Origin of the sequence: Pedobacter sp. AJM (genome assembly GCF_002197755.1) — a bacterium.
GTDB lineage: Bacteria > Bacteroidota > Bacteroidia > Sphingobacteriales > Sphingobacteriaceae > Pedobacter.
In genome coordinates, this window is record NZ_NHOT01000004.1 from 123,714 (window position 1) to 145,961 (window position 22,248).

The window sequence follows — 22,248 nt, forward strand, 5'->3', positions numbered from 1 at the left end:
TTTAAAAAAATATTTTAATGAATAGTTGATTGCTGTTCCAAAGATGACGATCAATGAACTCTCCACCCGTTTGCGCCATAAAGGATTTTTAAGAATTCACCGTTCATTCCTCATTAATACCAGTTGGATAATCGCCGTCAATAATGATGCAATTTTATTATCCGGATTTAAAATACCGGTTGGACGAAGCTATAAAAAGGAATTTGATGATGTGCTTAAGAAATTCTATGCAAAACGATTGTTTTAAGTTTTAAAGGGAATGGCTAACATTGTCAATTAAATATTAATAGAAATCATAATTTCAATATGAGTAATCATGCCGTGGGTGTAGATGGATGCAAATTTGGTTGGGCGGCAGCCAGCTATGCTGAAGAAACCATAAAGTGCTTTAGTAACATTACCGAAGTGTGGTCATACTTTGGAAAGTATGGTGATTTTCTGATCGACATGCCATTAGGTTTGCCCAGTGCGAAAAACCCACACCGTACCTGTGAGCAGGAAGCCAGAGCAATCTTACCAAAAGAAAGAAAATCCAGTCTGTTTCCGGTGCCCTGTCGCGAAGCATTTGCAGCAGAAAGCTACAGTGAAGCGAATGAAATCAATAAAAATATTTTAGGCAAGGGACTATCAAAGCAAAGCTGGTTCATTATGCCGAAGATGAAAGAAGTGGATGACTTGCTGACTGGCAATCATGCAGCGAGAGTACGTTTTAAAGAAGCACACCCGGAAGTTTCCTTTCAGTTGCTGAATCAGGGTAAACCTTTAAGGGCCGGCAAGAAAACCACAGCAGGCATAGCGGAAAGGCTGGCTATCCTGCAGCAATGGGACTCCCGCACAGAGAACCTTTATCAATCGGCCATTCAGCTGTTTACAAAAAAAGCCCTTGCCCCGGATGACATCCTGGATGCTTTGTGCTTATCAGCCATGCAATCCGTGATTCAGCAAAATGAAAAGTCAGGACAACTGCATACCTTTCCTGAAAAACCATTTAAAGATGCCTGTGGCATAAAAATGGCGATTCATTATGGGGTTTTAATGTAAAACCTGAAACCAATACCGCGTACACTTTCAATCTGGATGTTTGGATCATCAGCCAGATATTTACGTAGCCTGCTGATGAACACATCCATACTGCGCCCGTTGAAGAAATCAGATTCCTTCCATAAATAGTTCAGGATATCATTCCTCTTAATCAATTCGTTTTGATGTTTACTCAGATAATGCAGCAACTGGCTTTCTTTTTCAGTAAGCAACGTTTCAGAAAAAGCGGAGGTTAAACGCATATTCGGCAAATCGAACTGGTAAACTCCCAGTTGAATCATGGTATCCGTATCTTTTGGTAATTTGTTTGTTCTCTTTAATATATTTCTGATTCTTAGAATAAGTTCATCGGCATCAAAGGGTTTTAAAATATAATCGTCAGCGCCCAACTCCAGGCCCCTCACAATATCTTCCTTCATTTTCCTGGCAGTTACAAACAGAAAGGGCAGATCAGGGTAGTTCTTACTGATTTTTTCCACCAGCTGAAATCCATCCTCCCCTGGCATCATGACATCAATGATCAGAATATCATAATGTTTTTCGCGCAATGCGGCCCTTGCTTCAATGCCGTTAAATACCTGATCGGCCTGGAAATGATTTAAATTCAGATACTGCTTCAGTAGGTGGCCAAGGTCAATATCGTCTTCAACAATCAAAATGTGCGCATTCATATGGGTAAATGAATTAAAAATGAACTCCCCTTGCCCGCTTTACTTTTTAATTCGAGTTTGGCCTGTATCCGGTCTGCAGCCTGCCTGGCTAAAAACAAACCTAATCCTAAGCCTTTAACCGAATGCCGGTTTTCTTCCGGAACCCGATAAAATTTATCAAATATATACGCCTGGTGGTCCGCTGTAATGCCCGGGCCCTCATCTGTTACGGCAATGGTATAATATTTACCATTGATAGCGGATTCAAGCTTGATAACAGTTTGTGGGGCACTATATTTTTGAGCATTCTCCACCAGCACATTGAGAATTTTCTCTATAAAAAGCGGACTGCTATGAAGGAGGCATGACGCCGGATCAATATCAACAGCCAGTTGATGAGATTTTAACCTGAGGTCATGCACATAATTTTCCAAAAAGGTATGCATGTCTAATGGTTCAAGCTGAACAGGGATTTCAGATAACATGGCTCCTTCCAGCACACTGTCTACAATGTGCTGAATTTTCAGGTATTGCCGGTTTAAAGATTGTAACAGATCATCCTGCAATACCTTATTTGCTTTTACATCATCGCGGCCCATGCTTTTTAAAATCAAACTCACAGAACTGAGCGGCGTTTTAAGTTCATGCGTAATATTATTGGCAAAATCAGTTTTGATATCGGCAATTTTCTTTTGCCTGATCATCGCACTAAACACCATATACAAAAGTGAAATGACAGCAATAATTAAGGTTGCCCCCAAAGTAAAGGTGCCTAGCATCCGGCTAAAAACGGCTTTTTTCCAGTCTGACACATTAATGTAATTTGAGGTTCTGACAATCAGTTTTAAATTTTGACTATAGTTTATTTGCTTCTCGCGCATGTTTTTGTTAACCACACTAACTGTTTCATTATGGTTTAACAATAAGGTATTGGCATCATTAAATTTATTTCCGAAAAGCATAACCGGTACATCCGTTGAGGAAAGTAAGGTATCCAGAACACCGCCCTTTTCGATGATGATCTCTTCATACTGCGACTTATATTGAATGTTTCTCAGATCTTTACGATGTTGAAGATTTTGATAGATGTAGCCGTTTAGTTGTTGATACCATACATGATTACTGTCTTTCAATGATTGAAAAACAACCTTTTTGTTTAGTTTATCTTGCTCATATGCATGTATGATAACCTGTTTTAAATTCTCCTGTAATTTATCCTCAAGTGAATCAACCACAGCAGCATTCATTAGCTGAGTGGTCTTTTTCTTTACTTCTGTATAATATTTCTCCTTCGTAAGCTCATAAGTATTATGGATCAGGTAATATTGTATTGATGACAACGTGCCAATGATTAATAATGATAGTATCATCAGCATCCTGATTGTAAATTTCTTTTCCATTGTTTAACAAAAATAGTTTTATCCTCATAATTAAAGTGATTATTTAATACCATTAACACTTCGTTAACTCATCATTAACCATTATACAGGTTGTTTTATTTCAGATTTGTTCCAGATATTAAAACAACATCATATGAAAAAAATCTTTTTGATAGCCATAGCGCTATTCATTACCGGGGCAGCCTTCGGTCAGCAAAAACCAAATCAGTCTAAAACTTCTACTCAATCCACATCTATTAGCATCAACAACAGTGATAATGAGTATCGTTTAAATGCCAGCTTTAATCCGGTTAAAGCAGAAGCTGTTAAGACTTTAATTATTAAAGCCCTGGCACAGTCGGGAGAAAATGAAGCGGATGAAACAATTTGGAAATTAAAGGATACGTATTCCATTAAATTAGAAAAGGATCAGTTAACGATTAAACTGGATAAAGAAAAGGCCACAGGGTCGCTTTATAAATTGATCAGACAGTTAGGACAGGATATCCAGCAAACCTTAACGAAATCATAATTAAGAATTAACCTATCTATTTCACTTAAATGCTCCTGATATGAAATCGAGAACGGCAAACACGCTGATCGTTTTACTGATGTTAATTACAGTTTCAACATATGCCCAAAATGAACTTTCTGTTAGTGGCAAGGTATTAAATCAGATGAATCTGCCTATAAACGGCGCCAATGTATCAATGACGAGTGTTGCAGATACTTCCCTTATTTTATCGGCCGTAACGGATATCAATGGGAATTATGCTTTTAATACTATAAAAAGAGGCATGTATAAGGTTGTGGCTACTTCAATCGGATACGAAAGTGTTTATAGGAATTTTAATGTGGATAGCACAACAAAAGCAGCAAATATCGTATTACAACCATCTGTTTTAGCATTAAACGAAGTAAAGATTACGGCAAGCAAACCTTTGGTTGAGCAAAAGATTGATAAAACCGTTGTTAATGTTGATGCCATGCTTACTGCAAGCGGTGGCACTGCACTTGAAGTATTGGAAAAATCGCCAGGGGTTATAATTGGCCAAAATGGTAGTATTACACTCAAAGGTAAGGCAACAACAATCTTCATTGATGACAAACCGACCTATCTTTCGGGTCAGGACCTTGAGAATTACCTCAGGTCATTGCCTTCTGCTTCTTTAAATCAGATAGAACTGATGACAAATCCCTCTTCCAGATATGATGCAGCCGGTAATGGTGGTGTGATTAATATACGCACCAAGAAAACTAAAATTATTGGCATTAACGGGGGCATAAATTTAGGGTATATCCAGGGGAATTATGCCAGAACCAATAATAGCTTAAATGTGAATTACAGGAATAATAAAATTAATATTTCAGAAAATCTGAGTTACATTACAACCAATAGCTACAGCGATCTGGATATTAACCGGCATTTTCAAAATGCGATGGGCGAAACAACGGCTAATTTTTTGCAGAATTCTTTTACACGTTATACCGGAAACAGTTTTACTTCAAGGCTGGGCCTGGACTATTATGTATCTGACAAGACCACGATCGGTATCGGCTGGACTGCAATATCACACCCTGCTAATCAAAAATCGATGGTGAACAGCAGGTTCTTAAATGAAGCAAATCAATTGGATTCAACCATTGTGGCCAACAACCATCAGGATGAATCTTTTAAAAACAACAATATAAACCTGAATTACCGCCATCAGTATAATCAATCAGGCCGCGAATTAACCATAGATGTAGATTATCTCAACTATGATATGGGAAGTCAGCAATCGTTCCTGAATAATAGTTATTTAAGAGATGGAATGCTGACAAATCATGAATTATTAACTGGCGATTTACCAACGAATATTAAAATTTATGCGGCTAAGGCAGATTATAGCCATCCTTTTAAAAATGGCATTAAACTTTCTGTAGGAGCAAAATCAAATATTACCTTAACAGATAACGAGGCAAACTATTTTTATACCGTTACGGGTGTGAAAATACCTGATTATAGCAAAACAAATCACTTCAATTACCGGGAAAATATTAACGCTGTTTATATCAGCGCCAATAAAGAATTTAAACGGTTAACGGTACAAGCCGGGTTAAGAATGGAAAGTACATTTTCCAAAGGTCATCAACTGGGTAATATTCAAAAAAGCGACTCCACTTTCAATAGAAATTATACCGGGCTATTTCCAACTTTATACCTACAATATAAATTGGATACCATGGGTAACAACCTCATTGGAATGAATTATGGGAGAAGAATTGACCGGCCTTACTACCAGGACTTAAATCCTTTTATTTCTCCAATTGATAAATTCACCTATTATACAGGCAATCCTTTTTTAAATCCATCCTATTCAAATAGCCTGGAACTTTCTCATACGTATAAAAGCAAACTGACTACTACCCTAAGTTACAGTAAAACCTTAGACCAGGTAAATGAAACCATTGAAATTCTGGATGGAATCTATTACAGTCGGCCAGGCAATATTGGGCAATCTGTGTTCAAATCTCTTTCTGTTAATGGCAATTTCGACCTCCTGCCCTGGTTTAATGTTAATCTGTATGGACAGGTTTCAAATATTCACACCACAGGTTCATTCTATACCGGCTATATTGATACAAAAGGTACCTTTTATTATATTAAACCACAGTTTCAGTTTAAAATAAAAGGCGATTGGATTTTTCAGATTGATGGTTATTACCAAAGTAAGGTAACCAATGCACAGTTTGTAGCCGGTGATCAAAAAAGAGTAAATGCAGCCATCTCTAAAAAAATATCAGCAAGTACAAGTGTAAAACTGGTAATGAATGATGTCTTTCATTCTTATGTAAATAGCGGAACCATTAATAATCTTCTTCAAACACAGGCAAACTACCGCAATGTATTAGATACCAGAACAGCAATACTTACTTTAAGTTATCGCTTTGGCAAATCAATTTCCGGTCAGCGTAAGCATGATAATAATAGTACAAACAGCGAACAGGAAAGAATTAAAAACTAGGTGATTTAAATTTTTCCTTTTTAAATAAGCATCATCAAATTCATCTCCACTGCAATCACTTTCATTGATTTGCACACAACTTTCAGGGTTTTGCATACAGCTGCGCGTTCCATCTTCCCGAACTTTGAACCATAAAATAAGTAACTATGGAAATCAAAAAAATAAACCTAGGAAATCAAGGCCTGATTGTTCCCGTAATGGGATTAGGCTGTATGGGAATGACAGGATTTGAAGAAGCTGACATGTATGGCAAGGCAGATGAAAAGGAGGCTATTGCTACCATACATCAATCAAAAGAATTAGGCGTTAACTTTCTGGATACTGCAGATTTATATGGCCCGTTAAAAAATGAACAGCTCATTGCAAGAGCCATAGAAGGGCATCGAAATGATTACATCATTGCCACTAAGTTTGGATGGGAAATAGATGATAATGATAAAGTGACATGGGCAATTAATGGTCAGAAGAAATATGTAAAAAAAGCATTAGAGCGGTCGCTTAAAAACCTTAAAACCGATTATATCGACTTATACTACCTGCATCGTTTAGATAAAAATACCCCTATCGAAGAAACAGTTGAAGCCATGAGTGAATTGGTAAAAGAAGGGAAAATTGGCCATATTGGTTTGTCAGAAGTTTCTTCGGAAACCATTAAAAGGGCACACACCGTACATCCAATTGCCGCAGTACAAAGTGAATACTCCCTGTTTGAACGCACTGTAGAAAAAAGAGGGATTTTGCAAACACTGGAAGAACTCGGAATCAGTTTTGTAGCCTATTCACCGCTCGGGCGGGGATTTCTATCCGGTCAGATTCGTACCATTAATGATTTACCTGCCAATGATTTCAGAAGATCGATTCCACGTTTTCAGGAAGCATATTTTCACAAAAATATCGAACTGGTTGATGCCATTGAAGCCATGGCCGCAGATAAAAATATTACGGCAACACAACTCGGACTGGCGTGGATGATGAATAAAGGGATTATCCCTATTCCGGGTACTAAAAGGAGAAAATATTTAGCACAAAATATTGCAGCGGCAGCTATTCAGCTTAGCGAAAGTGATGTCTCAAAACTGGAAAGCATCATTCCGCTGGGTACCGATACAGGCATTGCCTATGATGAATTTAGCATGGGGCTAATCGACTAACCTACAGGCACAACTTCAGAATAAACCGGAGTTGTGCTTTTTCAATTTTATTATCTATAAATTAGCATCATCATGAACACTATTTCATCCATATCAGCATTTCATCGCTTATTATCTCTCCCTGAGCCACATCATCCTTTAGTAAGTGTGATCAATCTGGCAGAAAGCATTTTTATAGCAGATGAGGTATGGAAAGGATTTGTGAACCGCTTTTATTGCGTTGCACTGAAACGTGAGGCTACAGGGAAAATCAAATACGGCCAGCAGCATTACGATTATGATAAAGGCGTACTGAGCTTTACCGCACCCAATCAGGTGCAGTCTCTTGATTTGCAAAACATGGAATGTGGTTCTGGCTACCTACTCATCTTTCATCCGGATTTTCTACTGAAACACGACCTGGCGAATGCAATTAATAATTATGGCTTTTTTTCTTATGCTGTGAATGAAGCATTACACCTTTCCGCAGAAGAGGAAGATGACCTGATTACTATCCTGAACAAAATCAATAAAGAGTGCCTGCATATTGACAGGCATACGCAGGAAATTATTTTATCGCAAATTGAATTGCTGCTGAATTATTCCAACCGCTTCTACGAAAGACAGTTTATCACCCGAAAAAACAATAACCATCAATTACTGATTAAATTTGAACAGGTTATTGATGAGTATTTTAATGCCAACCATACGGCAAGCTTGGGCTTGCTTACAGTACACTACCTGGCCGACAAGCTGAATTTATCGCCTAATTATTTGAGCGATTTATTGCGGGTTCATACCGGGCAAAATACGCAGCAACATATTCATGAAAAATTAATTGCGAAAGCGAAAGAAAAACTTTCTACAACAACCTTGTCTGTTAATGAAATTGCTTACGCGCTCGGTTTTGAGCACGCACAATCTTTCAGCACCTTATTTAAGAAGAAAACAAATCTTTCTCCGCTTGCTTTTAGAAATACATTAAGTTAAAACAACAAAAAGCTTACTATTTCTCTAAAATAAAATCTACATCAGTCTTTCCATCTTAAATCACTATCCTTAACTTACCCGCCAAATTAAATTGAGGGTATATGACGGAGATTAAAGGGGGAATTATTGGTTGTGGAGATGTAACAGAGGTAAAAAGCGGACCGGCTTTCAACAAAGCACCCAATTCTTCGCTGGTAGCGGTCATGCGGAGAGACGCGGCTAAAGCTGAAGATTATGCCAGGCGGCATCAAGTACCGAAATGGTATAGCGACGTGAACGAGTTAATTCATGACCCGGAAGTAAATGCCGTTTATATTGCCACTCCTCCCCTGCAGCATGAAGAATTGACCATCAAAGCCCTCGCTGCAGGAAAACCGGTGTATGTAGAAAAACCAATGGCCTTAAACAGTGAAGCGGCAAAAAGAATGGTTTCCGCTGCGCATCAATATAATGTTAAACTTTCTGTCGCGCATTACCGGAGGGCCCAACCCTTATTCCTGAAAATAAAATCTTTGATTGAGGAAAAGATAATTGGCGACATCCGCTTCGTTGATTTAAAAATGCTGCAACCACAAAAAAATGATCTCATTGCCACTGTAGAATCAAATTGGAGAACAAATCCGGAAATATCAGGTGGTGGACTTTTTCATGATCTGGCTCCGCATCAGCTGGATTTAATGTTGTATTACTTCGGAAGTATAAAAAGCTATCACGGGATTGCTGTCAATCAATCTGGCAATCAACAGGTGGATGATCTGGTTACCGGGCATATTTTATTTGAAAACGGTGTGGTATTTAACGGCACCTGGTGCTTTACGGTAGCTGAAGCACAACAAGCGGATAGTTGTGTGATTTTTGGGACCAGGGGGAAAATTAGTTTCCCTATGTTTGGCCATCAAATTAAGGTAACCATAAATGGCGATGATGAAAAATTGGATTTTCTCCCACTGAAGCATGTGGAGCAACCCATGATTGAAAAGGTGGTGGCCTATTTCCTGAATGAAGCAGAAAACCCTTGCAGCGGCGAAGAAGCACTTAAAACCATGAAATTACTGGACGAATTTACGCATCAAAAACATGAATAAAAGTTTTTTTATTTTTTTTTTAAAAAGTTAAAAACAATTTTAATTCTGAGTTGTCTATTATGTAGTTTGTTTGGTTTATGCTTTACACGATGGATGTCTTTAAAGCAAAATAATTCAGCCTCATAGAAATATGGGGCTTTCTCATTTTAAAAATGACGGGCAAACGGATTATTTGATAAAATAAAATCATATTATAAAACTTATCATCACATATTACGTTCATACCATGACTGCTTAAATGATTTGCAGTTAAATAGCTTGATGAACTCGGAAATATCGACCCTGTACAGCGGGTGGATTAAGAAGAGACATGAAGACAAAAACAAAGTTCCCGGCGGCAACAGGCGCCCATTTTTATGCAACATTAAGGCAGAGAGTAAATCTCGATTTTGCTTCCAAAAATTTAAGTATACATGCCAATGGACTCATGTGGTTTAAAACATTTGTTTTTCTGAGCTTATTTACCATTCTTTACCTCACCATCGTTTTTGCCCATCTAAACGGAATAATGCTCACCTTATTCACCTTAGCACTTGGTGTAATTTGTGCATTTATCGGTTTTAATATTTGTCATGATGCCATTCATGGTTCATTTTCAGCCAGTAAACAAACCAATAAAATATTAAGCCTGCTATTTCATCTGGTTGGTGCCAGTCCGTATGTCTGGAACATCACCCATAATATTGTTCACCATACCTATACCAATATTCCGGGACATGATGAAGATATTGAAATTGCACCAGGACTGATTCGAATCAGCCATGAGGATAAGCTGGAACCACATCAGCGTTATCAGCAATGGTATGCCTTTCCACTCTATGGATTGGCATCTCTTTCATGGGTATTGCGGAAAGATTACAAGAAATTTTTTCAAAAAAACATTGGTGCAAGGCAGAACATTCATCCCAGGATAGAATACTTTAACCTGTTTTTCTTCAAATTCTTATACTATGCGCTTTTCATAATTGTGCCAATACTGGTTATGAATCTGCACTGGTGGCAGGTGTTGATGGGTTTTGTTTTATTGCATCTGGCGCAAGGCATTACCATGGGACTGGTGTTTCAGCTGGCACATGTAGTGGAAGGAACGGCCTTTCCGCAACCGAATGCAAACGGTGATATGGAAGAAGCCTGGGCAGAACACCAAATGCGGACCACGGCAAACTTTGCCACCCAATCTCCAATGGCTGCATTTTTTCTTGGTGGATTAAACAGGCAGATTGAACACCATCTTTTCCCTAAAATCTGTCATGTGCATTATGGCCGGATCGCGGTGATTGTGAAACAAACGGCATTAGAATATGGTATTCCTTATCATGAGAACCATACTTTTTCTTCAGCAATGCGCTCACATTTCCGTCTTTTAAAGAAATTAGGCCGGCCCGCTGTGGTATAATTTTATGGGATAGTGGAAATAAAAAAGTGGAACCATCTTACAAAGGCTCCACTTTTTTCTAAATAAGGGAAGGTTAAACTGCTGCTTCCATAGCTTCACGCAAAGCTTTCGCTGCAGCGGCAGGGTCTTCAGCACCATAAATGGCTGCACCAGCTACAACAACTTCTACACCCGATTTAACAACCGCCGCCACATTATCGATATTTACACCTCCAGCAATTGATACCGGCACACCCACTCTGGCAGCCTCATCAATCAACACCTGAATAGAATAACCAGCTGTCCATTGCTCATCTAAGCCAGCATGTAACTCTACGAATTTAACGCCCAGTTCTGTCACTTCCTGTGCCCTTTTCACACGGTCAGGATAACCAATGGTATCAACCACTACGCCTTTACCATGCGCTTTAGCCGCTTTAACGGCACCGATAATGGTCGCGTTTCCGGCAGCCCCCATTACAGTAACCAAATCCGCGCCTGCTTTAAATGCGATATCTGCTTCCAGTTCTCCTGCATCAGCCGTTTTTAAATCTGCAAAAACCAATTTATCAGGATGTGCGTTTTTCATTGCGGTAATAACCGATGATCCCACATTTTTGATTAATGGTGTACCTAACTCAATAATATCTACATAAGGAGCCACTTTTGCGGCCAAAGCCAACGCCTCTTCAGTTGTTAACAAATCTATTGCTACTTGTAATTTTGCCATGATGTTTTGTATTTATATAATTTAATTGTTATTCGAGATTGGCATGCCTTTGATATAATGCTGCTGCCGGCGTACCGTCGAGTTTCCATAAAGACTGGAATACTGCATCCATTAAAAGCATTAAAAACTGTTCAAATAAACTGCCTGCATATTGAGCTGACTTCGTGCTGCCATGTTCTTCCTTTCCTGCAGCAGGAATATAAACGACATGATCAGCCAGTTTAGCAAGTGCGGCATTCGGATCTGCAGTTAAAGTAACCAGCTTTGCCCCTATCGAAACAGCTTTCTCTGCTGCCCTGACAATGCCGCTTGTGGTGCCTGATCCGGAAGCTGCAATGAGCAGATCTTCCTGATTAATCGCTGGGGTAGTGGTATCACCTACTATATACACCTGCAAGCCTAAATGCATTAGTCGCATAGCAGCTGCGCGCATGGCAAACCCTGACCTTCCGGCTGACACTATAAAAATACGCGGCGATTGCTGGATATAACCGATCAGCGGAACCAGGCTTTCCAGGTCTATATCTTTAACCAGCTTTAAATTTTCATTCAATACCAGTTCTAAATTCATTTGTAGATCCCAAACCAGTTGCTGATTGTCTGCTAATTCTTCTGTTTCGTTTTGCATGTCTCTTTGATCCTGTTCAATGCATCAAAGGTAGACGAAGTGCTGCGCCAGCCTGTTATACAATTGGCACATAATGTAGGACAATCAGCTAAGATCAGGCTTGAATAGTCATGCTTTTCACATAAAAAAGACTGTGTTTCCGAATAGTCCACCTTTATGCGTCGATTATCCAAGGCCATAAATCGTAAGCACTTATCTTTGCACACATGAATGTTGCTGCACCAACTCCGCTCGAAAAATCATTGCTGTATATCCGAAACCTGAATAATTGTCCACCCAGTTACCTGAACGATCCGGGCCGGAAAGATTTTTTCGAAGTGGTCTGGTTAAAAAATGAAGATCCGCTGCACAGCATGTCTGATACCACCTTTAACATTAAAGGCGATTGGATTTACCTGATTCCACCTTACAGGGTACACCAATTGAACAAGGCCGGAAAAAATGGTGAACTGATTTCATTTAAAAGATCCATGCTGGAAGAAGAAGACAAAGATTTTCTATTGGATCTTTTCAGAATTTTTAATGTTCAGGGGGAGTTTTCCTGTTTAAGGTTAGATGCTGCATCTTCAAAGGAATTGGGTGCCATCTATCAAATTATGGAAGAAGAATATAACCGTGAAGGAAATCATTTCATGATGCTTAAAGCTTTACTTAAAGTTTTCCTGCTTAAACTGATCAGTGTAAAAGAGCATGAATTTACCAGCCATGACGTTCATCAGAAAAGGGTTTATGAGTTTTTAATGCTGCTGGAAAGTAATTTCTTAACGGTTACCAATATAGATTTTTATGCCGGAAAACTGGGCATCAGCTCCAAGCGGTTAAACCAGATTTTGAAAGACAAGTTAGATAAAACCGGTACCCAAATCATTCACGACAGGATTATTCTGGAAGCCAAAAGAAGAATGATCCATAGTGAAGTAACCATCAAGGAAATAGCCTATGATTTAGGTTTTTCCGACCGCCCTTATTTTAGTCGTTTCTTTAAAAAGCAGACTGGTGAAACACCTGATGAATTTCAGAAAAAAGCAAGGGCACACATTGAATCGAAATTTAATACCTTGATATAAGATCAATCTTTAAAATACAGCTGCATAAAAAGAGGGCTTCATCATGAATAATTAAGATTTTCATGTTGAGCTTGTCGAAAAACCTTTAAATAGATTTTACAAGTCCTTCGACAGGCTCAGGATGACATTTCAGTTTATGATTCAGCCGTTTTTTATTTTTTCAATAACGCCTATCGGCTTTTTTTGCTCTGAAAATCTCAATAAATACGCCCAGTGAGCTGAGTATCAAAAATACTCCCATGATTAAATTGGTTCTGTCATCCATAGGTTTAAAAGTTTAGGAAATCCAAGCTAAAACTTTCTGATGACATTTCAAAGACATAAACAGCAAAGGAGTATTTATTTAAGTAATTCACCTAAAAACATCAGGGTATGGTTCCATGCCCTTTTAGCCATAACTGTATTATAATCTGCAGATTTCGGATCGGTAAAGGTATGTTTGCTATTGGCATAGGTAATTATCTGCCAATCGGCTTTGCCATCATTCATTTCTTTTATCAAATTACTCATATTTTCTGGCGTTACACTTTGGTCATCAGCCGGGTTTTCAATTAACATTTTTGCAGTTAAAGCCCCATTTTTTCGATCGGCTGCTTTGCCCAAACTTCCATGAATGGATACCACTCCCAATACCGGGAAACCAGCGCGGGCAGTTTCCAGCGCACCTGCTCCACCAAAGCAATACCCGATTACGGCCAGTTTATCTGCCTGTGCACCGGCTTTTTTTAATTCTTCCAGCGCCAGGGAAATACGTTTCTGATACGCCTGATAATCCTGCTTATACTTGCCGGAAAGTTGTGCGGCAGCGGCATTGTCTTTAGGTATATTACCTTCGCCATAAATATCGGCTATAAAGGCCATATAACCTTGCTGCTGTAATTCCAAAGCTGCTGTTTTTGCTTCTTCGTCTATTCCTTTCCAGGCAGGGAGGATTAATACACCAGGCAATTTTTTACCGGTATTGGCGGTAACCATTCCATGGAGTTTCTGACTGCCATCAGCATATTCAACTGTTTTTAATTGTGCATTTGCGATTCCGGCAGATAGCAGAAAAATGCTTAGAAATAATTTGTTCATCTGTTATTATTTGATATGGGTTTGAATAGATTTTTAAAAGATACAAATGAATGTATGAATTGTTTACATAAATAATGCTACATCACTGATTTATATCATTTTAGTTTAAGGCAACATTATATCTGAAGCGTTACAAAGTAAACTCGTTTTTTGCAAACCCTGTTGACTATATTTGTGGCTGCTCAACCCTAATCATCCCGATTGGTTTTGTAAATCACATCCTATGAAAAGTACATGCTTTTAACGGCAATGATGTTCTTATTTTATTTTGCAAAAAGTCAGACTTTAATTCTGGCTAAAGATGTGGGCCAGTATATCGGAAAAACCGTTACCATTTGCGATTCTGTTTATACCACCAAAACACTGGATAAATTAACCCTGATTAATCTTGGTGGTGCCTTTCCAAAAGAATTCATTACGGTGGTGATTAACAAAGCCGACGAAAGTAAATTTACCTCCGAACCAGCCAGCATGTATTTAGGGAATAATGTTTGCATTACCGGCATCGTTAGCGAATTTAAAGGTAAACCACAAATTGTAGTAACAGATCCTAAACAAATTGTCATCAAATAATCTGCCTAAAATCAGAGGGCAGCATGCCTATTTATCTGTACTTCTGTTTAACGCGGCATTATTTATAAGATAATTATCAACCAGACTATCACTTATTTATAAATTTTCTTTTCCTGCTAAAATAGCCGAATAGTACCTTCCCATTGAAAAGGAAGAACTATTCGGCAGAGCGAACTTAATATATAAATTTGATTAGCACTGATGCCTGATGCATTAGCTAAAAGAAAAGACGAAATGATATAATGAAAAATTTGCGCTTTGAACTGTAAAGATTAAAAATCCAATGATGATTCTCATACATATTATATGAACACACCTTATTGCAGGATATAAAGCAATAATGACAGGATTAATCCTCCTCATTACTCGGGTGTATCCATTTAAAGAAAATGGTACAATAAATTATTGATGAAAAATTACAGACCTATGTGATAATTTGATAGTTTTGAAAATTCAACAACAGCAGCAAATGAGGTTTAAACCTACCATTCTTTTATCCATACTCGTTCTCCTGATCCTGATGTTTTCAACATTAAGCGTATTTATTGCGGAGCATCCCATTCTTCCTTTTGATATTAAAGTTTCTTTACTTATTCAAAAATTGCAGTCGGGCTGGATGGATCAGCTGATGCTGGCCATTAGTTTCTTCGGCGAACTTCCCTATTCCCTGCTCTCTGTACTGCTGGTTGCCGGGATATTTTACTGGCAGAAGTTCAGGCGTGAGGCCTTTTACATTGCCATGGTGTTATTTTCCGGCCTGATTATTCTCGGGGTGAAAAATTTAGTTAACCGCCCACGTCCAACAACTTTTTATGTCAGGCTGGTTGAAGTGAACCGGTTTCAGAGTTATCCCAGTGGCCATGTACTTTCTTATGTACTATTTTTTGGATTTCTGATTATTTTAATGCGAACATTAAAGCAAATCCCTCAAGTTACCAGAAACTTCATTACAGGTATTTCTGCGTTTCTGGTACTGATGATTGCACCTTCCAGAATTTATCTTGGTGCACATTGGTTCACTGATACCATCGGCGGCTTTTTACTGGGAATCATCTGCTTATTCCCTTTATGTTATTTCTATTTCCGGAATAAACCTGTGGAGAAGGTTTAAGAAAAACAGATAAAGAAGATAACCTATTGTAAAAAAATCTGATATTTTTGTGTTTATGATGGATACAAAACCTAAAGCATTTCTATTTGATTTAAATGGGACAATGATTGACGACATGGCCTATCATAACCATGCCTGGCACGATATTCTGACCAATGATTTAGGTGCAAACATTAGTTTTGCAGCCGTAAAAAAACAGATGTACGGAAAAAACCAGGACCTACTGGAACGGGTTTTTGGAGTCGGACATTTTTCTCAGGAACAGATAGACCAGATCTCCATTGAAAAAGAGCGCCGTTATCAGGCGGCATATAAAGAACACCTGACCTTAATTCCCGGCTTAAATGCTTTTCTGGATCGTGCAAAACAATCGGGCATTGCCATGGCGATTGGTTCGGCAGCTATTCCATTTAACATCAATTTCGTACTGGATAACTTAAATGTTCGCACTTACTTTGATGCCATCGTAAGTGCAGAAGATGTAAAAAACAGCAAACCAGATCCTGAAACCTTTAGCAAGGGCGCAAACATACTGGGCATTCTGCCCGAAAACTGTATTGTTTTTGAGGATGCTCCGAAAGGTGTTGAAGCGGCACAACATGCAGGAATGAAGTGCATCGCCTTAACCACCATGCATGGTGCAGAAGAGTTTTCGGCCTACCAGAATATCATTGCATTTATTGAGGATTATCATGATCCTGCATTAAATCAGTTATTTTAATCCCGGTGGTTTATCAATCCATACTTAAATACATCAACCACTCTATTACATGAACCATAGCATCTCTCCCGACCGGTATAACAAAATGAAATATAACCGCTGTGGCCATAGCGGTTTAAAATTACCGGCCATATCACTTGGGCTCTGGCATAATTTCGGCCATGTTAACGATTTTGAAAACAGCCGGAACCTGATCTTTACAGCTTTCAATCATGGCATCACCCATTTCGACCTTGCCAACAATTATGGTCCGCCCCCTGGCTCTGCCGAAGAAGTTTTCGGAAAAATACTGCAGGAAAACTTTCAGGGTTACCGCGATGAAATGATCATCTCGAGCAAGGCTGGTTACACCATGTGGGATGGTCCTTACGGCGATTGGGGCTCAAAAAAGTATCTGGTTTCCAGCCTGGATCAAAGTTTGAAACGCATGAAACTGGATTATGTAGATATCTTTTACCACCATCGACCTGATCCGGAGACACCACTTGAAGAAACGATGGATACCCTGAGCTTAATGGTGCAGCAGGGAAAAGCATTATATGTAGGGATTTCCAATTACAAGGCACATGAAGCAGAGAAAGCCATCAAAATACTGAAAGAAAATGGTACGCCCTGCTTAATCCATCAGCCAAAATATTCGATGTTTGAACGGTGGGTAGAAGGTGGTTTACTGGATGTGCTGGAAGAAAACGGTGTAGGTTGCATTCCATTTTCTCCCCTGGCACAGGGTTTACTCACGGATAAATACCTGCATGGAATCCCTGCAGACTCAAGGGTGGCGACCAGTGGTATATTTTTAAAAGAAAGTCAGATCACGCCAGAAAAAATTGAAGTGATCAGCCAGCTGAATGAAGTTGCCCGCTCACGCGGACAAAAATTATCGCAAATGGCACTTTCGTGGATTTTAAAAGACCAGCGGATTACCACTGTTTTAATCGGCGCCAGCAAGCCTGAACAGATTACAGATGCACTCCCGGCTTTAGACTTTACGCGTTTCAGTGCTGAAGAGCTTAATCTTATTGATCAACTGCTGGCTTAAGATTTCAAAAATAAACCAGGTTCATGTCAGTTTATGATGATCCTGGTGTTTATTATTGCCTGAGCAAACTAAAAACGGCGGATTTGGTTAAAGGTATATCATTTACAAATTCTGACTATGGCCAAAGCCAATAAATCGATATACAGTGCACTTGCAGCCAACTTATTAATTGCCGTTACCAAATTTATTGCAGGCGCATTTACCAATAGTTCTTCTATGATTGCGGAAGGCATTCACTCCACGGTTGATACCAGCAATCAGCTGCTGCTGCTCTACGGTTTAAAGCGCAGTATAAAACCAGCAGATCAGTACCGGCCCTTTGGCTACGGAAAAGAACTTTATTTCTGGTCCTTTATCGTCTCCATCATGATTTTTGGCCTGGGAGGTGTATTATCAGTTTCGCAGGGCATTACCCATATCCGCTATCCGGAAACGCTTGTGAATCCCGGCTGGAATTATGCTGTCCTGGCCCTATCATTTGTATTTGAGGGTGCCTCACTCCTCGTTGCCATTAAAGAATTTAACCAAACCCGTAAAGGTTTGCCCTGGTGGAAAGCTATCATCAAAAGTAAAGATCCTTCCGGATTTCTGGTACTTTTTGAAGATGGTGCAGCTGTATTGGGACTGTTGATTGTTTTTGTGATGATGGTATTAAGCCATCACCTCAACATGCCTTTTTTAGATGGCCTGGCATCTGTTTTAGTTGGCCTTCTACTGATCTTTGTCTCCTTTATTTTAGCCAGGGAAAACAGAAGTTTATTAATGGGTGAAGGATTAAGTCCGGAAACTCAGCAAAAACTAAAAGATTTAACAGAAAGTGATCCTGATGTTATGGCAGTAAAAAGTATTTTGTCTACTTATCAGTCTCCAAAAGAAGTTTTACTGGTATTGGTTTTAACTTTCAGGCCTGAACTGGATACTGAAGATTTAACCGGGGCAATAGATAGAATAAGGGAAAGAATTAAGGCTGAATATGAACTTGTTAAATTCGTCATTATTCAGCCTCAATCGGTAAACATCACCACTGAAGAAATTGCTTAATCGGCAATTTATAAATGCGGCCTGTTCAACATTAAATCACCTGCAGTACGATTTTACCGCGGGTATGCCCCTGTTCATTGCTGAGGTGTGCTTTTCGTGCCTCCGTAAATGGCAGTACCTGGTCAATAACAGGCTTAACCTTACCGGCATCAATTAATTGCGCAATTTCTTCCAGTTGTTTCGGAATGGATTGGGCCATATAACTGCTCAAATGAATATTCTTTGCTTTTGCTTCATTTACAAATTCGGGGGCTAGTGTAGTTATGAGCCGGCCACCAGGCTTTAAGACATCAATAGATTTAAGTTGTGTATCACCACCGATGGTATCCAATACCAAATCTATATCATGAAGGATATTTTCAAAGCTTTCCATGTTATAGTCGATCACTTCATCTGCACCCAGCCTTTTCAGAAAATCGATGTTCTGATCAGAAGCTGTTCCAATTACATAAGCACCTTTATTCTTCGCAAACTGCACGGCATAAGTTCCAACGCCTCCAGCAGCTGCATGAATCAAAACCTTTTGTCCTTCTTTTAAAAGTCCGTGGTCAAATAAACCCTGCCAGGCCGTTAAACCTGCCAGAGGAACAGCTGCCGCTTCGGTATGGCCAATACTGATCGGCTTAATACTCAGCAGATTTGCTTTTACCACAATATATTCGGCATAAGCCCCATTTTTTGTTGGATCCGGCCGGCCATAAACCTCATCTCCCTTTCTGAAATGGCCCACTTTGTCTCCAAGAGCTTCAATTACACCTGAAACATCCCAACCCAGGGTTAAAGGTAGTTTTGAAGGAAATTTTTCCTTACGGTATCCTTCTCTTATTTTCCAGTCGACAGGATTTACACTGGTGGCGTGTACCCTGATTAACACTTCATCTTTTTCCGGCTGTGGTACCGGAATTTCATCAATTGACAATACATCCGGACCACCGAATTCGTGGATTCTGATCGCTTTCATAGGCAATTATTTAATATATACGGTTTTAACATTTACAAATTCATGAATTCCGAACAGGCCCAGTTCGCGGCCATACCCGGATTGATTGATCCCTCCGAAAGGCAATGCAGGGTCTGATTTTACACCTTCATTTACAAAACAAGATCCCGCCTGTAGCTGGTTTTTAGCAATATCTTCAGCCAACACAAGATCCGATGTAAAAACAGCAGCCCCTAAGCCAAAGGGTGTATCATTGGCAATGCGAACGGCATCGGCCACATCTTCCGCAGAAATTATTGCCGCAACGGGACCGAAGATTTCCTCATCATAAGCCAGCATTCCTTTTTTTACACCGGTTAAAATGGTAGGTTGATAGAAGGCGTGATCACCTTTAGATGCAGGAATTTCACCACCCAGGATACAAGTTGCCCCCTGGGCAATGGTTTTTAACACCTGCTCATGCAGCTCATCCCGGAGCGACACTTTTGCCATCGGACCAAGTTCAGTTGTTTCATGAAGGGGATCACCAGTTTTTTTAGCCGCCATAGCTGCTTTTAAATGTGCTATAAATTCAGTTTCCACTTCCTTTACCACAATAAAGCGCTTAGCCGCAATACAGCTTTGGCCATTATTAATTAAACGGGCCTCGGCACAAACTTTTGCGGCTTCTTTTAAATCGGCATCAGCCAGAATGAGGTAAGGATCGCTTCCGCCAAGTTCCAGAACTGTTTTTTTGATTAAGCTTCCAGCCTGTTCTGCCACCTTTTGACCAGCTTCTGTACTTCCGGTTAAGGTAACGGCCTTAACCAGCGGATGGGCAATCACCCCTGAAACAGCTTTACTTCCACATATTAAAGTTTTAAATACATGGGTATGAAAGCCGGCATCTTCCACCAGTTTTTCAATGGCTAACGCGCAGCCCGTTACACTTGAAGCATGCTTTAAAACGCCACAATTGCCGGCCATCAAGGCCGGAGACAGAAACCTGAAAACCTGCCAGAAAGGAAAATTCCAGGGCATGACAGCCAAAACGATTCCAATAGGTTGAAAACTAATGAAGCTTTTACTGGCACTGGTTTCAACGTGCCGATCGGCCAGAAAGCTGGCACCATTTGTTGCATAGTATTCACAAACTGATGCACACTTAAGCACTTCAGCCAAACCAGCCTTTAATGGTTTACCCATTTCCAAAGCCATCAGCGTGGCGAGTTCATCCTGCCGTTCTTTTAACAGGCCGGCTATTTTAAGCAAAAAATTTGCCCTGTATTCAAAATCCGTCTGCCGATAAGCAGTCCAGGATTCATGAACCTGTTCAATTTTTTTATTGATGATTTCAGGAGTATCTTCCTGATATGTTTTTATGACCTGCCCATTAACGGGGTTGATGGATGAAATACTCATGGTAAATGAACACTTCATCTCTGAATTTTGTGTGCTGTAATTTGATTTCATGAATCTTAAATTACAGAACAGGGATTCTTAAACCTGTTTTTCCCTTAATTTCTGCTTTAAGATTCCGGCGGCTTTGGTATAACCACCGTCTGCCCCATCCACAAAATGAATATGCTCATCTTCAAAATCACGCACATAACAAGACATGACAGATTCGCCGCTGACATAGATACCAAAAGATATTTCTCCGGTATCTTCTAAATGCTGAAGGGCCTTCTGCAAGGCCAAACGCTGTTTTTCTGTCCCGGTAATTACAGTATTGATCCGGCCGTCTATTACCAGTGTATCAGACATTTCAACCAGTTGCTGCAGGTATTTTTTTCCGCTGTCCGTTCTGAAATACACAAAGGCATACATATTTACGAACCAGTTTTTAACCAGTTCCAGCCATTTTATTTTACCTAAACGATGCCGCATTTCCCTCCCCAGATTATTGAAAGAGGTTTTGAATACCAGTTTGGGAATAGATATGGGTTTGCGCTTTTCGGGAGAACCGTAAATCTGATCCAGGCGATGAATAACCTTACTAAACACTTCAGCTTGTTTATTCATGTCACGTGCAACGGCAATCAGTGTGACCACTTCATCACTATGTTCCGGGGGAAGGATTTTGTCCCAGCGGCACTGCATACCCGTTAAATCAATTTCTTCATCGCTACTGTCGTGATCTGAAAACAAATAATCATCACCTTTGATCATTTTCTCGGCATACTCCAGTCCATCACCTAAGATAATCGGAATGGAAAATGTTTCACCACTGTTCAGCCTGCTGATTTTAAGCGAATGGCCCTGATGGTAAATTTCCTTAACCCTGATCATACCCACCCTTAACTCCAGTCTGAAATTATCCATTGTACTGGCACGGTACTTTAATAAGGCTTTCATGCACTTTTCTATAATACTGGATGGCACAATGAAGGTAGCGCCGTCACCACCAAAAAAGAATGGAATTAAAATACCGGCTTTATATGCGATGTTGAGTACGGTTACAATGCTGCCGGTTGCCACAAGGTTCACCTCTTCATGCAAACCGGAATTTACGGCTTGTGTAGAGCTTTTTATATCCGTTATGATCACACACCAATCCTCGGGAATATCCTTAAACAACTTTCTCCTCAGCAGTAACCTGCTTAAATTTAACTTATTAATGACCAGATTGGAATAGAAATGATCCTGTTTTGAAGGCATAAAAACTGATAATGATGCTACAA

Annotated in this window: 22 protein-coding genes; 14 read left to right on the top strand and 8 right to left on the bottom strand. The window is 39.6% G+C overall.

Annotated elements, in window-relative coordinates:
* The first annotated feature begins 43 nt into the window (after positions 1–43).
* Together CBW18_RS21870 and CBW18_RS11490 are read left to right on the top strand one after the other, a co-directional pair.
* Positions 44–247 (top strand): LytTR family DNA-binding domain-containing protein, encoded by a 204-nt coding sequence (locus CBW18_RS21870; RefSeq protein ID WP_088301477.1) that lies wholly within the window; start codon positions 44–46, stop codon positions 245–247.
* Positions 248–306: 59 nt separating this feature from the next.
* On the top strand, positions 307–1,041 hold the full coding sequence (locus CBW18_RS11490) for a DUF429 domain-containing protein (RefSeq protein WP_088301478.1): 735 nt from the start codon (positions 307–309) through the stop codon (positions 1,039–1,041).
* On the opposite strand, the gene CBW18_RS11495 is transcribed toward CBW18_RS11490, so the two are convergent.
* Positions 1,023–1,712, bottom strand: a complete 690-nt coding sequence (locus CBW18_RS11495; RefSeq protein WP_088301479.1) for a response regulator transcription factor — start codon at positions 1,710–1,712, stop codon at positions 1,023–1,025. The genes CBW18_RS11490 and CBW18_RS11495 overlap by 19 nt on opposite strands.
* Positions 1,709–3,091 (bottom strand): sensor histidine kinase KdpD, encoded by a 1,383-nt coding sequence (locus CBW18_RS11500; RefSeq protein WP_088301480.1) that lies wholly within the window; start codon positions 3,089–3,091, stop codon positions 1,709–1,711. Before CBW18_RS11500 ends, CBW18_RS11495 begins: the two co-directional genes overlap by 4 nt.
* Before the next feature lie 133 nt (positions 3,092–3,224).
* On the opposite strand from CBW18_RS11500, the gene CBW18_RS11505 reads away from it, so the two are divergent.
* From CBW18_RS11505 to CBW18_RS11530, 6 genes are all read left to right on the top strand, one after another.
* A complete protein-coding gene (locus tag CBW18_RS11505) occupies positions 3,225–3,602 on the top strand; it encodes a hypothetical protein (protein WP_088301481.1) in 378 nt (125 codons plus the stop codon).
* 40 nt (positions 3,603–3,642) lie between these two features.
* Positions 3,643–6,078: an outer membrane beta-barrel family protein gene (locus tag CBW18_RS11510; RefSeq protein WP_088301482.1), complete on the top strand. Its 2,436-nt coding sequence runs from the start codon at positions 3,643–3,645 to the stop codon at positions 6,076–6,078.
* Between the two features lie 146 nt (positions 6,079–6,224).
* Entirely contained in the window at positions 6,225–7,229 is a 1,005-nt protein-coding gene (locus CBW18_RS11515) for an aldo/keto reductase (protein ID WP_088301483.1), read from the top strand.
* Between the two features lie 72 nt (positions 7,230–7,301).
* Positions 7,302–8,198, top strand: coding sequence for an AraC family transcriptional regulator (locus CBW18_RS11520; protein WP_088301484.1), 897 nt, complete (start codon positions 7,302–7,304; stop codon positions 8,196–8,198).
* 101 nt (positions 8,199–8,299) lie between these two features.
* Positions 8,300–9,283: a Gfo/Idh/MocA family protein gene (locus tag CBW18_RS11525; protein WP_088301485.1), complete on the top strand. Its 984-nt coding sequence runs from the start codon at positions 8,300–8,302 to the stop codon at positions 9,281–9,283.
* 310 nt (positions 9,284–9,593) lie between these two features.
* The gene (locus CBW18_RS11530) at positions 9,594–10,679 is read left to right on the top strand and encodes an acyl-CoA desaturase (RefSeq protein ID WP_088301486.1); all 1,086 of its coding nucleotides are present in this window, start codon (positions 9,594–9,596) and stop codon (positions 10,677–10,679) included.
* Between the two features lie 73 nt (positions 10,680–10,752).
* Here CBW18_RS11530 and hxlA read toward each other — a convergent pair whose 3' ends face one another.
* Positions 10,753–11,388 (bottom strand): 3-hexulose-6-phosphate synthase, encoded by a 636-nt coding sequence (gene hxlA / locus CBW18_RS11535; protein WP_088301487.1) that lies wholly within the window; start codon positions 11,386–11,388, stop codon positions 10,753–10,755.
* A 28-nt stretch (positions 11,389–11,416) separates the two neighbouring features.
* Positions 11,417–12,016 carry a 6-phospho-3-hexuloisomerase gene (gene hxlB / locus CBW18_RS11540; RefSeq protein WP_088301488.1) on the bottom strand — a complete coding sequence of 200 codons (600 nt, stop codon included), beginning with the start codon at positions 12,014–12,016 and terminating at the stop codon, positions 11,417–11,419.
* A gap of 206 nt (positions 12,017–12,222) precedes the next feature.
* On the opposite strand from hxlB, the gene CBW18_RS11545 reads away from it, so the two are divergent.
* A complete protein-coding gene (locus tag CBW18_RS11545; RefSeq protein ID WP_088301489.1) occupies positions 12,223–13,083 on the top strand; it encodes an AraC family transcriptional regulator in 861 nt (286 codons plus the stop codon).
* Between the two features lie 339 nt (positions 13,084–13,422).
* Here CBW18_RS11545 and CBW18_RS11550 read toward each other — a convergent pair whose 3' ends face one another.
* Positions 13,423–14,160: a dienelactone hydrolase family protein gene (locus tag CBW18_RS11550; protein WP_088301490.1), complete on the bottom strand. Its 738-nt coding sequence runs from the start codon at positions 14,158–14,160 to the stop codon at positions 13,423–13,425.
* A gap of 249 nt (positions 14,161–14,409) precedes the next feature.
* On the opposite strand from CBW18_RS11550, the gene CBW18_RS11555 reads away from it, so the two are divergent.
* The 5 genes from CBW18_RS11555 (at position 14,410) to CBW18_RS11575 (ending at position 18,645) form a co-directional block, all read left to right on the top strand.
* Positions 14,410–14,733 carry a hypothetical protein gene (locus tag CBW18_RS11555; protein WP_140418668.1) on the top strand — a complete coding sequence of 108 codons (324 nt, stop codon included), beginning with the start codon at positions 14,410–14,412 and terminating at the stop codon, positions 14,731–14,733.
* Between the two features lie 445 nt (positions 14,734–15,178).
* Positions 15,179–15,844 (top strand): phosphatase PAP2 family protein, encoded by a 666-nt coding sequence (locus CBW18_RS11560; RefSeq protein WP_140418669.1) that lies wholly within the window; start codon positions 15,179–15,181, stop codon positions 15,842–15,844.
* A gap of 58 nt (positions 15,845–15,902) precedes the next feature.
* Positions 15,903–16,565 carry an HAD family phosphatase gene (locus CBW18_RS11565; RefSeq protein ID WP_088301562.1) on the top strand — a complete coding sequence of 221 codons (663 nt, stop codon included), beginning with the start codon at positions 15,903–15,905 and terminating at the stop codon, positions 16,563–16,565.
* A 49-nt stretch (positions 16,566–16,614) separates the two neighbouring features.
* Positions 16,615–17,604, top strand: a complete 990-nt coding sequence (gene mgrA / locus CBW18_RS11570; protein WP_088301493.1) for an L-glyceraldehyde 3-phosphate reductase — start codon at positions 16,615–16,617, stop codon at positions 17,602–17,604.
* A gap of 117 nt (positions 17,605–17,721) precedes the next feature.
* Complete coding sequence (locus CBW18_RS11575; protein WP_088301494.1) at positions 17,722–18,645, top strand: cation diffusion facilitator family transporter; 924 nt, start codon at positions 17,722–17,724, stop codon at positions 18,643–18,645.
* A 31-nt stretch (positions 18,646–18,676) separates the two neighbouring features.
* Here the strand turns inward: CBW18_RS11575 and CBW18_RS11580 are convergent, their stop codons facing one another.
* From CBW18_RS11580 to CBW18_RS11590, 3 genes are read right to left on the bottom strand one after another with little or no spacing between them, the layout of a single operon-like run.
* Positions 18,677–19,606 carry an NADP-dependent oxidoreductase gene (locus tag CBW18_RS11580; RefSeq protein ID WP_088301495.1) on the bottom strand — a complete coding sequence of 310 codons (930 nt, stop codon included), beginning with the start codon at positions 19,604–19,606 and terminating at the stop codon, positions 18,677–18,679.
* 6 nt (positions 19,607–19,612) lie between these two features.
* Positions 19,613–21,037 (bottom strand): NAD-dependent succinate-semialdehyde dehydrogenase, encoded by a 1,425-nt coding sequence (locus tag CBW18_RS11585; protein WP_253249018.1) that lies wholly within the window; start codon positions 21,035–21,037, stop codon positions 19,613–19,615.
* Positions 21,038–21,064: 27 nt separating this feature from the next.
* Positions 21,065–22,225 (bottom strand): DUF3095 family protein, encoded by a 1,161-nt coding sequence (locus CBW18_RS11590; protein ID WP_088301496.1) that lies wholly within the window; start codon positions 22,223–22,225, stop codon positions 21,065–21,067.
* Positions 22,226–22,248: the final 23 nt, after the last annotated feature.

Excerpts from the sequence above, each read along its gene's own strand:
- CBW18_RS21870 (WP_088301477.1), top strand. The coding sequence starts at position 44 with ATGACGATCAATGAACTCTCCACCCGTTTGCGCCATAAAGGATTTTTA.
- CBW18_RS11545 (WP_088301489.1), top strand. The coding sequence starts at position 12,223 with ATGAATGTTGCTGCACCAACTCCGCTCGAAAAATCATTGCTGTATATC.
- CBW18_RS11580 (WP_088301495.1), bottom strand. The coding sequence starts at position 19,606 with ATGAAAGCGATCAGAATCCACGAATTCGGTGGTCCGGATGTATTGTCA.
- CBW18_RS11510 (WP_088301482.1), top strand. The coding sequence starts at position 3,643 with ATGAAATCGAGAACGGCAAACACGCTGATCGTTTTACTGATGTTAATT.
- hxlB (WP_088301488.1), bottom strand. The coding sequence starts at position 12,016 with ATGCAAAACGAAACAGAAGAATTAGCAGACAATCAGCAACTGGTTTGG.
- CBW18_RS11565 (WP_088301562.1), top strand. The coding sequence starts at position 15,903 with ATGGATACAAAACCTAAAGCATTTCTATTTGATTTAAATGGGACAATG.
- CBW18_RS11590 (WP_088301496.1), bottom strand. The coding sequence starts at position 22,225 with ATGCCTTCAAAACAGGATCATTTCTATTCCAATCTGGTCATTAATAAG.
- mgrA (WP_088301493.1), top strand. The coding sequence starts at position 16,615 with ATGAACCATAGCATCTCTCCCGACCGGTATAACAAAATGAAATATAAC.
- CBW18_RS11525 (WP_088301485.1), top strand. The coding sequence starts at position 8,300 with ATGACGGAGATTAAAGGGGGAATTATTGGTTGTGGAGATGTAACAGAG.
- CBW18_RS11530 (WP_088301486.1), top strand. The coding sequence starts at position 9,594 with ATGAAGACAAAAACAAAGTTCCCGGCGGCAACAGGCGCCCATTTTTAT.
- CBW18_RS11575 (WP_088301494.1), top strand. The coding sequence starts at position 17,722 with ATGGCCAAAGCCAATAAATCGATATACAGTGCACTTGCAGCCAACTTA.
- CBW18_RS11495 (WP_088301479.1), bottom strand. The coding sequence starts at position 1,712 with ATGAATGCGCACATTTTGATTGTTGAAGACGATATTGACCTTGGCCAC.
- CBW18_RS11550 (WP_088301490.1), bottom strand. The coding sequence starts at position 14,160 with ATGAACAAATTATTTCTAAGCATTTTTCTGCTATCTGCCGGAATCGCA.
- CBW18_RS11515 (WP_088301483.1), top strand. The coding sequence starts at position 6,225 with ATGGAAATCAAAAAAATAAACCTAGGAAATCAAGGCCTGATTGTTCCC.
- CBW18_RS11520 (WP_088301484.1), top strand. The coding sequence starts at position 7,302 with ATGAACACTATTTCATCCATATCAGCATTTCATCGCTTATTATCTCTC.
- CBW18_RS11490 (WP_088301478.1), top strand. The coding sequence starts at position 307 with ATGAGTAATCATGCCGTGGGTGTAGATGGATGCAAATTTGGTTGGGCG.
- CBW18_RS11585 (WP_253249018.1), bottom strand. The coding sequence starts at position 21,037 with ATGAAATCAAATTACAGCACACAAAATTCAGAGATGAAGTGTTCATTT.
- hxlA (WP_088301487.1), bottom strand. The coding sequence starts at position 11,388 with ATGGCAAAATTACAAGTAGCAATAGATTTGTTAACAACTGAAGAGGCG.
- CBW18_RS11500 (WP_088301480.1), bottom strand. The coding sequence starts at position 3,091 with ATGGAAAAGAAATTTACAATCAGGATGCTGATGATACTATCATTATTA.
- CBW18_RS11555 (WP_140418668.1), top strand. The coding sequence starts at position 14,410 with ATGATGTTCTTATTTTATTTTGCAAAAAGTCAGACTTTAATTCTGGCT.
- CBW18_RS11505 (WP_088301481.1), top strand. The coding sequence starts at position 3,225 with ATGAAAAAAATCTTTTTGATAGCCATAGCGCTATTCATTACCGGGGCA.